This window comes from Rhodococcus sp. 320_ES (genome assembly GCF_059691855.1).
The window spans coordinates 63,488-77,145 of sequence record NZ_JCAWAG010000004.1; the positions used below are offsets into that span (position 1 = coordinate 63,488).

At 64.1% G+C, this 13,658-nt stretch carries 21 protein-coding genes; 9 read left to right on the forward strand and 12 right to left on the reverse strand.

Going from position 1 to position 13,658, the window contains the following annotated elements; all coding sequences use genetic code 11:
- Position 1 precedes the first annotated feature (1 nt).
- The 3 genes from AC59JP_RS14765 (at position 2) to AC59JP_RS14775 (ending at position 2,169) form a co-directional block, all read left to right on the forward strand.
- Positions 2-544 carry an EVE domain-containing protein gene (locus tag AC59JP_RS14765; protein ID WP_497326559.1) on the forward strand — a complete coding sequence of 181 codons (543 nt, stop codon included), beginning with the start codon at positions 2-4 and terminating at the stop codon, positions 542-544.
- Between the two features lie 129 nt (positions 545-673).
- Positions 674-1,888 carry a colicin D domain-containing protein gene (locus tag AC59JP_RS14770; RefSeq protein ID WP_497326560.1) on the forward strand — a complete coding sequence of 405 codons (1,215 nt, stop codon included), beginning with the start codon at positions 674-676 and terminating at the stop codon, positions 1,886-1,888.
- A 32-nt stretch (positions 1,889-1,920) separates the two neighbouring features.
- Positions 1,921-2,169, forward strand: coding sequence for a colicin immunity domain-containing protein (locus tag AC59JP_RS14775; protein ID WP_497326561.1), 249 nt, complete (start codon positions 1,921-1,923; stop codon positions 2,167-2,169).
- Between the two features lie 49 nt (positions 2,170-2,218).
- On the opposite strand, the gene AC59JP_RS14780 is transcribed toward AC59JP_RS14775, so the two are convergent.
- Positions 2,219-3,007, reverse strand: coding sequence for a hypothetical protein (locus AC59JP_RS14780; RefSeq protein WP_497326562.1), 789 nt, complete (start codon positions 3,005-3,007; stop codon positions 2,219-2,221).
- Between the two features lie 46 nt (positions 3,008-3,053).
- Here AC59JP_RS14780 and AC59JP_RS14785 point away from each other — a divergent pair, with 46 nt between their 5' ends.
- From AC59JP_RS14785 to AC59JP_RS14805, 5 genes are all read left to right on the forward strand, one after another.
- Entirely contained in the window at positions 3,054-3,587 is a 534-nt protein-coding gene (locus AC59JP_RS14785) for a GNAT family N-acetyltransferase (RefSeq protein WP_497326563.1), read from the forward strand.
- 302 nt (positions 3,588-3,889) lie between these two features.
- Positions 3,890-4,744: a hypothetical protein gene (locus AC59JP_RS14790; RefSeq protein ID WP_497326564.1), complete on the forward strand. Its 855-nt coding sequence runs from the start codon at positions 3,890-3,892 to the stop codon at positions 4,742-4,744.
- A gap of 41 nt (positions 4,745-4,785) precedes the next feature.
- Complete coding sequence (locus AC59JP_RS14795; RefSeq protein ID WP_497326565.1) at positions 4,786-5,016, forward strand: FitA-like ribbon-helix-helix domain-containing protein; 231 nt, start codon at positions 4,786-4,788, stop codon at positions 5,014-5,016.
- A gap of 7 nt (positions 5,017-5,023) precedes the next feature.
- Complete coding sequence (locus AC59JP_RS14800) at positions 5,024-5,398, forward strand: type II toxin-antitoxin system VapC family toxin (RefSeq protein WP_497327077.1); 375 nt, start codon at positions 5,024-5,026, stop codon at positions 5,396-5,398.
- A gap of 46 nt (positions 5,399-5,444) precedes the next feature.
- Positions 5,445-6,746 (forward strand): M20 family metallo-hydrolase, encoded by a 1,302-nt coding sequence (locus tag AC59JP_RS14805; RefSeq protein ID WP_497326566.1) that lies wholly within the window; start codon positions 5,445-5,447, stop codon positions 6,744-6,746.
- A gap of 20 nt (positions 6,747-6,766) precedes the next feature.
- Here the strand turns inward: AC59JP_RS14805 and AC59JP_RS14810 are convergent, their stop codons facing one another.
- From AC59JP_RS14810 to AC59JP_RS14830, 5 genes are all read right to left on the reverse strand, one after another.
- The gene (locus tag AC59JP_RS14810; protein WP_497326567.1) at positions 6,767-7,228 is read right to left on the reverse strand and encodes an SRPBCC family protein; all 462 of its coding nucleotides are present in this window, start codon (positions 7,226-7,228) and stop codon (positions 6,767-6,769) included.
- 39 nt (positions 7,229-7,267) lie between these two features.
- Positions 7,268-7,501, reverse strand: coding sequence for a hypothetical protein (locus tag AC59JP_RS14815; RefSeq protein WP_497326568.1), 234 nt, complete (start codon positions 7,499-7,501; stop codon positions 7,268-7,270).
- Between the two features lie 191 nt (positions 7,502-7,692).
- On the reverse strand, positions 7,693-8,133 hold the full coding sequence (locus AC59JP_RS14820; protein ID WP_497326569.1) for a hypothetical protein: 441 nt from the start codon (positions 8,131-8,133) through the stop codon (positions 7,693-7,695).
- Positions 8,130-9,089 carry a hypothetical protein gene (locus AC59JP_RS14825; protein WP_497326570.1) on the reverse strand — a complete coding sequence of 320 codons (960 nt, stop codon included), beginning with the start codon at positions 9,087-9,089 and terminating at the stop codon, positions 8,130-8,132. Before AC59JP_RS14825 ends, AC59JP_RS14820 begins: the two co-directional genes overlap by 4 nt.
- Complete coding sequence (locus tag AC59JP_RS14830; protein ID WP_497326571.1) at positions 9,086-9,394, reverse strand: hypothetical protein; 309 nt, start codon at positions 9,392-9,394, stop codon at positions 9,086-9,088. The genes AC59JP_RS14825 and AC59JP_RS14830 overlap by 4 nt, the downstream gene beginning before the upstream one ends.
- A 98-nt stretch (positions 9,395-9,492) precedes the next feature.
- Here AC59JP_RS14830 and AC59JP_RS14835 point away from each other — a divergent pair, with 98 nt between their 5' ends.
- Complete coding sequence (locus AC59JP_RS14835; protein WP_497326572.1) at positions 9,493-9,822, forward strand: YnfA family protein; 330 nt, start codon at positions 9,493-9,495, stop codon at positions 9,820-9,822.
- Here AC59JP_RS14835 and AC59JP_RS14840 read toward each other — a convergent pair whose 3' ends face one another.
- Genes AC59JP_RS14840 through AC59JP_RS14865 form a run of 6 tightly spaced genes read right to left on the reverse strand, consistent with a single transcriptional unit; the run spans position 9,823 to position 13,653 of the window.
- Positions 9,823-10,230, reverse strand: a complete 408-nt coding sequence (locus AC59JP_RS14840; protein ID WP_497326573.1) for a hypothetical protein — start codon at positions 10,228-10,230, stop codon at positions 9,823-9,825. It lies immediately after the preceding gene.
- A 1-nt stretch (position 10,231) separates the two neighbouring features.
- Positions 10,232-10,597, reverse strand: coding sequence for a DUF1330 domain-containing protein (locus AC59JP_RS14845; protein WP_497326574.1), 366 nt, complete (start codon positions 10,595-10,597; stop codon positions 10,232-10,234).
- Positions 10,598-10,611: 14 nt separating this feature from the next.
- Positions 10,612-11,658 carry an AAA family ATPase gene (locus tag AC59JP_RS14850; RefSeq protein WP_497327078.1) on the reverse strand — a complete coding sequence of 349 codons (1,047 nt, stop codon included), beginning with the start codon at positions 11,656-11,658 and terminating at the stop codon, positions 10,612-10,614.
- Positions 11,655-12,260, reverse strand: a complete 606-nt coding sequence (pnuC, locus tag AC59JP_RS14855) for a nicotinamide riboside transporter PnuC (protein WP_497326575.1) — start codon at positions 12,258-12,260, stop codon at positions 11,655-11,657. Before pnuC ends, AC59JP_RS14850 begins: the two co-directional genes overlap by 4 nt.
- A complete protein-coding gene (locus AC59JP_RS14860) occupies positions 12,257-12,766 on the reverse strand; it encodes an O-acetyl-ADP-ribose deacetylase (protein ID WP_497326576.1) in 510 nt (169 codons plus the stop codon). Before AC59JP_RS14860 ends, pnuC begins: the two co-directional genes overlap by 4 nt.
- Entirely contained in the window at positions 12,763-13,653 is an 891-nt protein-coding gene (locus tag AC59JP_RS14865; protein WP_497326577.1) for an ADP-ribosylglycohydrolase family protein, read from the reverse strand. The genes AC59JP_RS14860 and AC59JP_RS14865 overlap by 4 nt, the downstream gene beginning before the upstream one ends.
- Positions 13,654-13,658 lie beyond the last annotated feature (5 nt).

The following is a 13,658-nucleotide window of genomic DNA, read 5'->3' on the forward strand; positions in this document are numbered from 1 at the left end:
GATGACGAGTCGAGCGATCACCTCGGAGTCCCTCGGCTCGTGGGTGATCAAGTGCAACCCGCGCGTCACCGACATCGAGCCGATGGTCGCGGCGGGGCGGGCCACCGAAAGATGGTGCGTCGCAAACAATTATCGCTCACGGCTGATGGCAGCCGGTCAGCCGGTCCTGTTCTGGGTCAGTGCTCATCCGCAGCGCGGGATCTGGGGCGCCGGCACGCTGACCGGTCCGGCCGAACCGGGGCCGAAGTGGACCGTGCCCACCGGCATCGTCTTGTTCGACGAGCCGGTGGTGGCTTCGTCGTTGTCGGCCGTGCATGAGCTCGCAGGGATGGAGGTGTTTCGCTCACCGCAGCAATCGAATCCGTCGTGGGTGGACAAGGAGGCGTGGGCGGTGGTGCGGGGGTTGTTGCCGGGTAAGGCGCTGCGCGATGGCGCTAGTCGGCTGGGTGGAACCGGCTGGCGGGGCGGCACGTCCAAGCAGGTGTCGGGTGTCAATCGTTGGCTCCGCGAGCACGGGCGGAGGGGGCGCGATGACACCGAGTGAAGAAACGTGACCGTGATCGATGTCGATCCGGTCGTCTACTACGACGCAGCCGCGACATGCGCTCGGCTCGCATAGAGCTACTTCACTGCAGCCGACGGACACCTGAGAGAACTCGACTCGTGTGGCGGTATGGCCGGCAGTTACGACGAAGCCACGGCATGGGCGCAGTCGTACGACGCCCGAGCAGCTGAAACCGTTGACTTGCTCAGGATATTGGCCGAAGCGTTGCACCACTACGGCGAAGTCCTTCTCCAACTCGGATTCAATCACGCGACCGCCGATTATGACGCTGCACGGGGACTCGGGCCCAGTGTCGGACTACCGCCCGTCAAACCGGCAGCGCTGTCGACTCCAGGGTTCGTCTGCTGGATCCCGCTTCCATCCGCGGGTGGGGACGGCGGTCTTCTCGACGACGGGTTAGGCCTCGTCGAAAAGATCGGGCTAACGGTTCCAGACGGTGACACCGACCGACTGAACGCTGCCGCGCAAGCGTGGAGCGCAATCGCATCCGATGCAGCACTGTCCAGCTTGCCCGATGAGATCAACAAGCTCGCCTCCGCTTTCGAGGTGATCACCGCACCGGAAACGGAGTTCATAGATGATGACCTCCGCGCTATCCGGGGGTCCGCTGACGATGTCCTGTCGGCTCTCGGCGAGATTGCGACGAGCTGCGACGAGCACCGCCAAGCTCTCGACGAACTTCGAAATAACTTGCTCGAAGAGCTCGAGGGGCTGGCGCAGGACCTGCTGAAGGAATTGGCGATCACCGCCGCCGTGGGGATTGCGGCATCACTCATAACGTTCGGAATCGGTGCTGCAGCCGCGACCGCCCGAGCGGCGACCGTGGCAGCACGATTCGCGCAGCCGCTTCGGCGCATCATCGAGGTCTGGAAATCGGCGAAAAATTTGAGCCGCGGCGTGAAGGAGGAACGCGACCTCGGGCGGCGTCGGAACGAGTTGGAGCGGATCAAGGAGATTGGCGGAAGGGACAGTCATCAGCCTCATTCGACCCCGGGCCCCGCACCGGCTCGCGTCGACCCACCGCAGCTGAGAATCGATACTCGTCAGATCGAAAAGAAGTTCAAACACGCCGAAGACTTCGGCGTCACGTCGCCGCGCGGAAGCAACGCCTTCCAGGAATACGAGGGGAAGATTCGACAGCATTTGGAGGACCCACAAACGTCACATATCGAAGGAACATATCGCGGTGATCCTGTAGTGCTGAACTATAATTCGGACAGCGGACTGGTAGTTGTCCAACAGGTGGACGGCACGTTCGTCAGTGGATGGCGTATGAGTGCCGAACAACTCGCCTCAGTCTCGGAAGAAGGTCGACTCTTTTGATCAGTAACGCCAGGCGGCAAGCCGAGATCTTCATGCCGATCATCCGCAGCTTCGTCAACAAGCAGATTTCGGCTGCTGAATTCGAAACTGAGTACCTCAGTTTCGTCAAGAGCATGCCCGAACGGTTGGAGCCTTCTGTTTCGAGGGCAGTGAATCAATTGTTCGAAGACGTCGATGCATTCGTCGAGGACGACGATCTGCGGGATCCCGGCGACTTGACCGAGGAGCAGTTGTTGCATTCCGCCACAGCAGCACTCCACGCGTTGGAGGCGGCAACCTGACGAGATGCGGACCTAGCAGCAGTTCTTCGGAAAGCGTTACCAACCGGGATCAACCCCGCCCCTGCAACTTCTCCACCGCCTGCTGCATTTGAGAGTTGAGCCGATCCGTCGCCTCGTCGAACATCTCGCGCGCAGCAGTCATGGTCATCGACCCCAGCTCGTCGCCTTCCAGCGCCTGCAACTCCTCGAGGTCGGGCTCGCTGTGCTTCTGGATCCAACGCATCCGCTCCAGCTCCCGCTGCATCGAAGCGAGACCGTCGTAGTAGCTGCGCAAAGCCGACAATCGGGCGATCAACATTTTCTGACGGTCGGCTAGCGCCGTTTGCCGCTCCCGGTAGAGCTGCATGACGGCGTCGTCCTGCGCGAGGTGTCCGGTCGGTTCGTCCAACCGCTCGTACGCCTTCTCCAACAGATAGGCGCTCCTGGCGATCGCAGCGATCTCCTCGGGGAGGTCGATGCGCACAACACGATGAGCGACCTCCCGCGCGGTCCACGCGTCGAGCCCCTCGATAGCTGCCGCCACGACCACCGCCGCGACAGCCACCCGGCCGCGAACGGACGATCGAATTGCCTTGATGCGAGCCGATTCCGCCGCATCCAGCTTGGCGGTCGCACCCCGGCGGCCGACGACATGACGCACTCGATCAAGTCGCTTTGCCTCGGCAAGCCTGTTCGCATCGGCCTCACCCACGACGGACCGCCACGCGTCGAGCGTCAGCCGGACGTATTGCGTCGCTTCCGACGTCGTCGACTCGGACCACGAGGGCTGAGCAAGGCCGACCACGGCGTCGTCGATCGCTCGTTGGTCTTTGGAACGTCGATCGAATGGGTTCCTCACGATGTTCTCGCCCTTCGTGTGCGTCTCTTCGGCAGTAGTCTTCCGTATGGACGGACTCACGACGAACATCCGCGTGCGACGCCGAGTCGACGACGATATGCCGGTCCTGCTTCCCATCTTGCAGCGGTCACACGAATTGTTCGCGTACCCGGTTCGCGCATCGGTGGTGAGAGCCGATTGGCTCGCGAGGGCCGGTGAGCTCGGAGCGTGGGTCGCCGAACACGACGGGCGCGTCGTCGGCCACATTGCGTTGCACCCGACGGCTGCGCCAGGGCTCGACGCCGGTGAGGACGACGCGAGCGCGCAGTGGCAGCGGGCCACCGGTGCCGCCGTCGACGAGCTGGCCGTCGTGTCGCGGTTCGTCACCGACGGTTCTGTGCCGGGCAGTGGGACGGCCTTGTTGGAACATGCGGTTCGGGCAGCGGACGAGGGAGGCCGAGTGCCGGTGCTGCTCGTCGACCCGAATGGCGACGCTCTCGGCTTCTACCGTCGTCGGGGGTGGCGCGAGATCGGAACGTCGGTGCAGCAGTGGGGCGAGCACCGAGTCGAAGCGGTGTTGATGGTCGCGCCCGGCAGGTGACGTGACCGTCGACTCGACTCGAGCAATCTTGTCGGACCCAAGACATACCCTCCAGGCACTTACATCCTGGGGGGATACCGATGAGCAAGAATCGACGACGAGCAAAAGCCAACAAGCGCGTAACGACGGACAAGCGACTACGAGCTGCAGCATTGTGCTGGCCAGACGTCCTCTGGAAATTCTCTGACTGGTTGATCGAGACCAACTGTGTCGCAGACGCATTGGCAGCCTATTCGACGGCGGTGGCGGTCGACCGATCGGCGCGCGAACGCAATCTCGTCGTGGTCGGCGCAGAACTCCCGTTGGAGCTGTTCGACGTCGAGGACTACACCGCGGACTACGTCGACGACTGCGGCCATATGCCTTGGACGTTCGACGCTTTGGCTGAAGCGATGGGACTGTTCGCCAACTTTGTTGTCGCGCAGCGTATCTCGCCGACGCAGACGGACATGATGGCCGAAGACCTCACCCCGCTTCACCCACTGCGAGCAACACCGGCTTCAGTACGCCTGTCGACGCCAATCGGCCCGACAGCACTGACGTCACACCTACAGCAGGTGGCGTGCTGGTTCGAGGACAACGGGAGTGTTCCGGATTCGTGCCTCGGACATCCGAACACAAGCGCTGGCATTCGCGGGGAACTGAACTCGGTGGGCGGCCTGGACGCGGTCAGCGAGTTCATGTCGAGGATCAAGTACCGCGTGGTCATCGCGACGGCGCTGGGCATCGACCTGTTGGCAGGTTCCGGCGCCTCACACGTCAGTGGTACCGAGTTCGAGTCTTGGCTTCGCACACCGACCCAGGACCAACTTCATCGCATGCTTGTCGAGGCGTATTCGGCATGCTTGGAGCCGATCGTGGACTTCGACGACACGCAGATCAAGTTCGAGGTGGCCGCATCCGCCGCCGCGTTGTGGTTCACGCTCGTCCGCTCCTTGGTCGATGATCCGTTCCGCCATGGCGACCTGATGAACACGGGAACTGGCACCGACTCAAAGAGTGTGGGGCTCTGGATGACCCTACGTTTCCAAACCATGATCGAACTCGGATTGGTCGTCCCGGTGAACGGAATGTTCTGCGTCCCCGACACCCACGCGCCGGCCCTGCTCGAGGCACTTGATCGCGGCCGCACTCGACGGGCGGGGGTGGCCGCGTAAAAATGGTCGACGAACCACACGCGTGGCGCCATAATGGCGCCATGCCCAGTGTTCAGATCAAGGATGTACCCGACGAGGTCCACGCAACACTCCGTCGGCGGGCGGCAGCGGCACACCAATCTTTGCAGGAGTACCTGCGCTCACGTCTGATCGCGGAGGCGAGCCGTCCGACAGTGGACGAGATTCTGGACCGCGCCGCCACTCGATCCGGGGGAAGTGTGTCCATCCAGTCCGTCAACGCTGCCCTGCGGGAGGATCGTGATCGTCATTGACGCCGGGGTGCTGGTCGTTGCCCTGCTCGACGACGGCGCGGCTGGCAGCGCAATTCGAGCACGACTCAGAGGTCAGGAGATGGCTGCGCCCGAGCTGGTGGATCTCGAGTGTGCGTCTGTCGTCCGCCGCTTCGTACGGAACGGTGACGTTACCGTCGACCGAGGATTGCTGGCACTCGACGACCTCGAAAGCCTCCCCGTCAAACGGACGAGTCATTCGCCCTTGATCAGTCGGTGCTGGGAGCTCCGGAACAACTTGTCGATGTACGACGCGTCCTATGTTGCGCTCGCGGAGGCGATAGAAGCACCGCTGTGGACCACTGACGCGCGTCTTGCTCGATCTCCAGGGACGTCATGTCGATTCGAACTGATATCCACCTGACCGCGCTCGTATGGCCGGACGGACCGAGAACGACGACACTGAATCCATGACCATCGGCACAGACCAGATCCGCGTCCCCTCCGACCCGAGGGCCGACGACGCACTCATCGCCGACTTCGTCACCATGTCGACGTTCGGTGCCACGCCGGCCGGTGGTGTCGAACGACAGGCCGCCACCGAAGCCGACGGCGCCAACCGAGAGTGGTTGTCCACCTGGCTCACTGAGCGAGGCTTCGAGGTGTCGTACGACCGCATAGGCAATCAGTTCGGTCTGTTCGAACTGGTTCCGGGGGCGTCCTACGTTCTGGCCGGATCGCATCTGGACTCGCAGCCACGCGGCGGCAAGTACGACGGCGCCTACGGTGTCCTCGCAGCCGCGCACGCGATGAATCGGCTACGGAAGTATTTCCTCGAGCACCCGGGTACTGCCCGATACAACCTGGCGGTCGTGAACTGGTTCAACGAGGAAGGGTCGCGCTTCAAACCGTCGATGCAAGGGTCTGGGGTGTTCACCGGCAAGATTGCGCTCGAAACCGGGCTCAGCACAACAGATTCGGACGAGACAACGGTCTACGACGCGCTCTCGGCACTCGACATGCTAGGCGACCGCGACGTGTTCACGGTGGGTGATCACCACACCCCCGGTGGGCTCGGAGTGGCGTCGTATGCGGAGATTCACATCGAGCAGGGGCGCGAGTTGGACAAGGCCGGCGTCACGATGGGTCTCGTCGACTCGACATGGGGCGCAAACAAATACGAGATCTCCGTGGTCGGCTCTCAAGCACACACCGGCGCGACAGCCATCGCGGACCGACAGGACGCGCTGTACGGCGCAGCCCTCGCGGTGGTGGCGCTGCGAGACCTCGCCGATCGGTACGGCGACAGCCTCCACACCTCGTGCGGGCAACTGACCGTATACCCGAACTCGCCGGTGGTCGTCCCGCGCGAAGTACACATGCACTTGGATCTACGGTCGTCGTCGGACGAACTACTCGACGAGGCGGACGAGGCCTTGAACAGGGCGTTCGCCGAGATCGAACTGAAGGCCGACGTCGAGATCCAGCGCCGCTTCGCGCACACCTGGAAGGGTCACACGTACACGCCCGAGGGTGTCGAGTTGGCCGGCCGCGTCATCGACGACCTGGGGATCAGCCGGCAGAACGTGCGGACACGCGCCGGCCACGACTCGACCAACATGAAAGATCTCGTGCCGACGGTCATGCTCTTCGTCCCCAGCGTCGACGGCGTCTCGCACGCGGAGAACGAATACACCCATGATCAGGACCTGATCACCGGGACCGACGTTCTGACGGAGACATTGGCGCGGATGGTCGAGGGTGAACTCTAGGTCGGGTGGCGGCCTACACGTCAGGACTCGACCACCTTCTTGATCGCCGCCAGCGTCTTCGGGATGCCGTCGTGCGCAGCGGCGACGCGGTTGTCGATCTCCTTCTGCGCGTTCTCGCCGTACTTGGTGTGGAAGAACTCGACGCCTTCGTCGGGGAAGCTCCACGATTCGGTCAGCTTGGTCGAGCCGCCCTCGACGGGCTCGAGGGTGTAGGCCCAGTGCACGAAGCGGTCCGAGACGAACCACCCGAATCGTGTGTAGGGCTCGGCGAATTCAACCGTCGACACCGTTTCCCAAGTGCGGTCCGGGGTGACGTTGCGGCCGGTGAACGTCGATCCGACACCGCCATCGCCGTCGGTCCACCAGCACGCCTCGCAGATGGGACTCCACTCTCCGGTGCGCGTCACATCGGACACGACGGCGTAGACGTCAGCGGGCGGTGCGGCGATGGTGATGGAGTCGGAGTGTTCGTAGGAGGTCATGGTGGCGATTGTGGCAGAGCAAGTGGCCGGGGTTCGAGGTCACGCCTGCCATTTGGGGAAGTTGCCCTTGGCCGAGAGGAACCTGTCTCCCTCCCACGGGTCGCCGTATTTCGCATAGGGAGAACCCAATTCGGCGAGGAGTTCCTTGCCCTTCGAAGTGATTTCACCGCGAAAGACCTCCATCGAGCCGAGTTGATCTTCGGTGGCGTCGCGATAACCGACGCTACTTCCATACCCGTCAGCGATTCGATCCATCGCTTCGGAGAGGGGCACATCCCACGCCTCCCACGTGCCTGTTTCAAACCGCGAAGGACGAATTCTTCGATGATCTCCGCCACGCGATCCAGGGAACTGTCCTGCGGCGTTACACGACGAACGATGCCGACAAAGCTCCCGTAAGGCATCCAGTCGTCGTCGAGTTCGTAGAGGAGGAAGTGCTCGAGTCTTGGGTCGATCACGTTAGCTCAAACCTCCCAGTCCGGCAGCGGACGGCTCACTCGTAGGTGTGGGACATCCGCCCAGGGGTCGCCGTAGTTGTCATACGGATCACCCAATTCGCGAAGACGAGCAGAGCCCTTGGCAGTGAGATCCGCTCGAAAGACCTCCGTGCGCTGAAGTTGAGGTTTGGACGCGCCTCGGTAGCCGATCTCCCCCTGGTATCCGTCGGCGATGCGCGCCATCGCTTCGTCCACCGAAACGTTCCACGGTTCCACGGCGCCGGACGGTCCCCAGCTTCCGAGGGTGATCAGGCCGGACGTAGCCATTTCACGGATTACTGCGGCAACCTTCTCCACAGATGCGTCCTCTGGAGTGATACGGCGGGCGTAGAACATGAACTCTCCGAGGGGAATCCAGTCGTCCGCCAGTATGTAGAGGAGAAAATTTTCCAACCGAGTGTCAATCACTGCACATGCACTTTCCTCACTGAACCGTCGGGGAATCGTATGTCTATGGTTGGGCCTCCGGATCTGCTCTGGTCCCGGCATCTGATCTCAGTACCGTCCGGAAGTGTCACACCCGAACCCGCATAGGTTCCTGCATCGAGTGGCCGTCCCTCTGCGGCCAATTTTTGATATAGATCCTCCACCTCCTCCGGGGTAGAGACCTGCCGGTTCGGTGCCGATCGCCCAGGTTCGGTGTCGGAAAGCAAACTTCCCTCGACACCACCCCGATCGACCGGCCCCGCATCCGCGAAGAACTGGTCCGGTATCGCACTACTGATCGCGTCCCACGCACCCTCACCGAACTGGTCGACGAGAGCGAACGCCAGTGCGCCCAGCGTGACCACGCCCGCTGCGATGAGAGCGTCGACTGCCAGCTCTGCGAGCAGCCCGACCCCAATGACCAGGGGGAGGAAATCGCGGGACCCGCCACTCCGCGCGAGTGGATCGAGCGCGTGAACAACAGCATTGGCTGCATCGCGGTCCGCCCGCCGTAGGTCGCTCAGCCTTGCACCTATGGATACGGCATGAGCAGCGGCCTTCTCGGACGGCCCGTACACCGACCAGTCCTTGCCCACCACGCAGCCATCCAGCTCGGCAGCCGAAACCGCTGACATCAGAGCGGATCGGCATGCGCTGATGGCGTCAGACCCGGTCCGAATCTCGCGTCCCATCGCCTGCATCGCGGTCGAGCACACCGACGCGTCGCGTCGGATGCCGTCGACCTGAGACGAGGCCGCGTCGTAGGTTTGTCCTGCCCATCCGCCGCCCGCCCCCAGGTCGGTCAGGGACGTCACCACGGACTTCACAGCGACGTCGAGTTCGTCGGCCGAGTCGAGAACAAGCCGCGCATCGGACGCCACGCTCTCGGGCTGCCACCCGGCCACAAGCGCGGGGGTCCACGTGTCGTTTCTGATCATGGGCCGGTGCCGGTCGGATCGGTCATCGACGCAGCGAAAGCTATGTCACCGTCGTCGTAGTTGTCCGCGGATCTCACCATCGCCGAGCCGGTAGCGTCGACACGTGTTGCGATTTCGGTCAGAGACTCGCGAATACGTTGTAGCGCAAACTCGATCGCAGCCTGCAGGGCAGTCCCGTGCACAGCATCGGTCTGGATGGTGAACCGGCCGGCAGACTCGACCGATCGTCCCACCTCGGCATATTGACGCGCGCAGTCTCGCAACTCGTCGGTCCGCGCAGTCAGGAGTCCTTGCGATTCGCTCATGCCACCCCGTTCGGTCGTCTCGCCTGTTGGACGCGCGCGAAGCCAAAACGGTTCCGATTCGGCGCTACGGTGTGTGCCATGAAGTCTGGAGGCGCCCGATGACCGTCGCGCGTTCGATCGCCCTCTTCGCGGTGGCGGCCGTGTTCGAGATCGGTGGCGCGTGGCTCGTGTGGCAGGGCGTGCGAGAACACAAGGGCTGGTTGTGGATCGGCCTTGGCATCATCGCGCTCGGCGCCTACGGCTTCGTTGCCACCTTGCAGCCCGACGCGAACTTCGGGCGCATCCTCGCTGCCTACGGCGGTGTCTTCGTCGCGGGTTCCTTGCTGTGGGGCATGGCACTCGACGGGTTTCGGCCCGACCGCTACGACACGATCGGTGCGCTGATCTGCCTGGCGGGCGTAGGCGTGATCATGTACGCGCCGCGCTAGTCAGGCGACAAGAGCGCAGACGCAGCACAGAAGTGCGCCGGCAAGGCGGACACCGTCGGCCAGTCGGAGTCGACGCAGCAGTGCGTCGTCTCGACCCTGGTTGCCGAGCCGACCGTGCGTGGGAGCGGCCACCAACGCGGTGGCGAGGGCGGCGATCACCGCGCCGGCGACGCTGACCATCAGCAGCACGGCGTGCGGCCCGGACACCAATACCCACAGGCACGCGGCCGCGAGCAGTCCGTAGACCGGGGCGACGATGGGAGAGATACGGCGGGAGTGAGCGTCGTGCGCACGTGACCACTGGTCATCCGGCACGTCCGCCAGCGCGGGGTAGACGACGACTGTCACCACGAGTTGGAAGCCGAGGTGAAGCGCGCCCGCGGCCAGGAGGGCGGTGGCTGGGGCCATGTCAGGGCCACGGAACCGTCGCCTGCAGAACAGCTTCCGTCAAGGCACCGGTCCGTAACGCAGTCACCGTCTGATACTCCGGATCGGCAACCATCTTGCTGAACGCACCACGTGACGGATAGCGAACCAGGAGAACGGCATCCCAATCCTGGCCCGCTTCCGCGGCGAGAACCGTCGACCCGTCGCCTGCGTACAGCACCTCGGCTCCATAGCGGGGCAGGAACGTCTCGTTCAGCGCGGCGGCGTATTCCGCGTACGCCTCGCGCCCACCCTCGGCGAACCGCAGGAGGTTCAGCATCACGACCGGTCCGCCGGGGTCTTCGTCGAGGTAGCGCTTCACGTCTCGTCCGCGTGGATCGATTGCCATGGGTCGAGTATGGACTACGCGCTGGGCGACAACGGGTCCGCAAACCTCATGCGCCGCGCCAGCTCCTGCTCCGCCACCCGGACCGCGAGTTCCATCCGCTCGTCGTGACTTCCGGTGAGCAACACCCACGACCGTCCGCGGCGAGTGAGGGCATCGATGAACCATCCTGTCATCTCGGCGCGCACGTGCTCGCCGTCGCGAATACCGTCCTGTACGAACGGAACTCCGTGGTGATCGGTGATCAGGTAGATGGCGCGGCGATCGTCCGCCACTGCACGGTGCGACCCGGTACCGAGGTAGCGGCGCTCCCATACCGTCGTCGCGAAAGCGTCGGTGTCGCAGATCAGAATCGGGGAGCCGCGACGCGCCGCGTCGTCCTCCATTGCCGATTGGGTTGCGGCGATGCGCGCGAAGTCGTCTCCCGTCCACACGATGTCATCGACGGAACCCACCTGCGCCGCTTTGTCGATCGTGTCCTGCCGGCCGAATTCCGGCACCCACTCGGTTCGAGGCCACTTCTCCCGAAAGTGCTCGGCGAGCGCACGACTGACGGTGGTCGTACCCGTCGACTCCGATCCGAGAACCACGATGCGCGTCGCCAAACCCGCTCGGGCCGGTGCGTCGATCAGGTCCCACGACGCGGCGAGGTCGGCACGGCACTGTGTTCCCGACACCGGAAAGGCATTGCGCTGCAAGTCGAACAAGGTGTGCGTCGCGTCGAACCAGCCGGCGAGTTCCTCCCCGTAGGGTTCGCTCGAGACGACGATGTCCACGTTCGCGTGTTCGATCGCCGCCCGCATGCACGCCACCTGCGCCGCCCACACCGCCCGGGAGGTGTGGTCGATCGGAGCGTCGCACACGATGCCCGTGATGGTGACATTTGCGTCGGCCGCATGCGTTTCGGTCATCCACGACACGCGGTCGCGAAGCGAAATCGATTCCACCGCAGACGACATCACCACGACACTTACCTGGTCGGCCTTCGTGGCGGCAAACCGAACCATCGCGTGATGCCCGTCGTGCGGCGGATAGAACTTGCCGATGATCAGCGCGTGCGTCATACCGGCACGGGCTCCGACCGCATCGACTGCGTCCACGCCCGCAGGCCGGCCGCGGACAGGGCGATGAAGCCCAGGTAGAGAATGCTCGTCAGCACGAGGTCCTTGTACAGGTACAGCGGGACGTAGATGACGTCCGCTGCGATCCACAAGAACCAGGATTCGCGACGCTTCTTGATCTGTCCCCACGTCGCGAGCAGCGACAGCGTGGTGGTGAGCGCATCCCAGAACGGCACGATGGACGTGGTGGCGCTCTCGAGGAACCACGTCATCGATGCAGATGCAACGACGCCGATCACGCCGAGCCACAGCCATTCTCGGCTCGCGGTCGACGTCACCACCAGCGGTCCCCGCGGACCACCGCTGACCCAGGCGATCCAACCCCACACGGCGAGGGCGATGTAGACGAACTGCAGGGCGGTGTCGGCGAACAGTCCGGCGCCGAAGAACAGCACGACGAAGGCGATGTTGTTCGCAATGCCGATAGGCCAGTTCCATACCGATTGCCGCGCAACGAGTGCGACACACACGGCGCCGGTGACGAAGCCGAGAATCTCGACCCAGGTCATCGGGGTGCCGAGGAAGGTGAACGCGACCGAGTTCATCGTGCACCCACCATCCTCTCGGTCAGTTCCGCGACGTCACGGGAAAACGCAACGAGCGTGACGAGGTCGACGGAGACGTCCGCATCCTTGACCGCTCGCACCTGGGCGGCGACGGCGTCGTGCATCGGCCAACCGTACGACCCACCCGAGATGAGCGGAAACGCGATGCTCCCGAGTCCGAGCGACCGCGCCAGCAGCAGCGATCGCTGGTACGCCGCGACGAGATCCTTGGTGCGGTCCTCGTGCGTCGAAAATTTCGGCCCCACAGTGTGAATGACCCATTGGGCGGGAAGGCGACCTGCCGTCGTGGCCACTGCGGCGCCGACGTCCAGCCCGCGCGGAAGCGTCGTCGCCCGAAGCAGCTTGCATGCGTCGAGAATGGACGGTCCACCGGCACGGTGGATGGACCCGTCGACTCCCCCGCCGCCCATCAACGACGACTTCGCGGCGTTGACGATGGCGTCGGCTCTGAATTGGGTGATGTCTGCCCGGACGACGTCGATCATGATCGTGCTCCTGTCAGTGTGTCGGTCAGCGCGACGAGGTCGGTCGCGTCGTAACCGGGGTAGCCGTGGACCTTTCGTGCCCACTCCTCGGGGATGGCGGACGCTCCCCACCGGGCGCCGAGGAGTCCGCCGGCGATGGCCGCGGTGGTATCGGTGTCGCCGCCTGCTCGAACACACAGTTCGAGCGATTCGGACAGACTGCCGCCGTTGGTGATTGCCCACCACGCGGTCTGCAGCGCGTGCACGACCCAGCCGTTGTTGGCGAAGTCCGTCGGCGTCCCGGTCTCGGCGGCGTCGAGGAGCGGTCGCCAGAAGTTGTCCGGGTCGGCGCAATCGAGGTACAGCCCGACGCCAGCGAACGAACCATGAAGTACGGCATGACGAATGGCGAAGGACCACAACTCACACGCCTCACCGGCTCGCGAATCCGAATGTGTCAGAGCACCGATGCTGTTCGCGGCTCGGATGCAGCCCTCTTCGTCGTCCAGATATGCCAGCGCGACGGGGGCGGTGCGCATCAGGGAGCCGTTGCCACCGGTGCGGCCGGTGAGCGACGACGCGACGGCCGTCATCTCCGACGCCGATGCGCTGCGGTGGCTCAGCACCAACCGAGTCTGATTGCCGATATCGGCCGGGTCGGTGTCGTACCACTCGACGAACTTCGCTGCGATGCCGTCGAGTCCGCTCCCGTCGGCCAATGCCCGTGCGACGCAAAGGGCCATCGACGTGTCGTCGGTCCACTCCCCCGGCGCCCAGTCGAAGGGGCCGCCGCCGATCATGTCGATGGCCGTGTCTGCCCCGGGATAGGTGAACTCGTAGCCGGCGCCCAATGCGTCACCAGCCGCAGTTCCGAGGAGAACGCCCTGTGCACGGTCGTTCTGATTCATGTCGA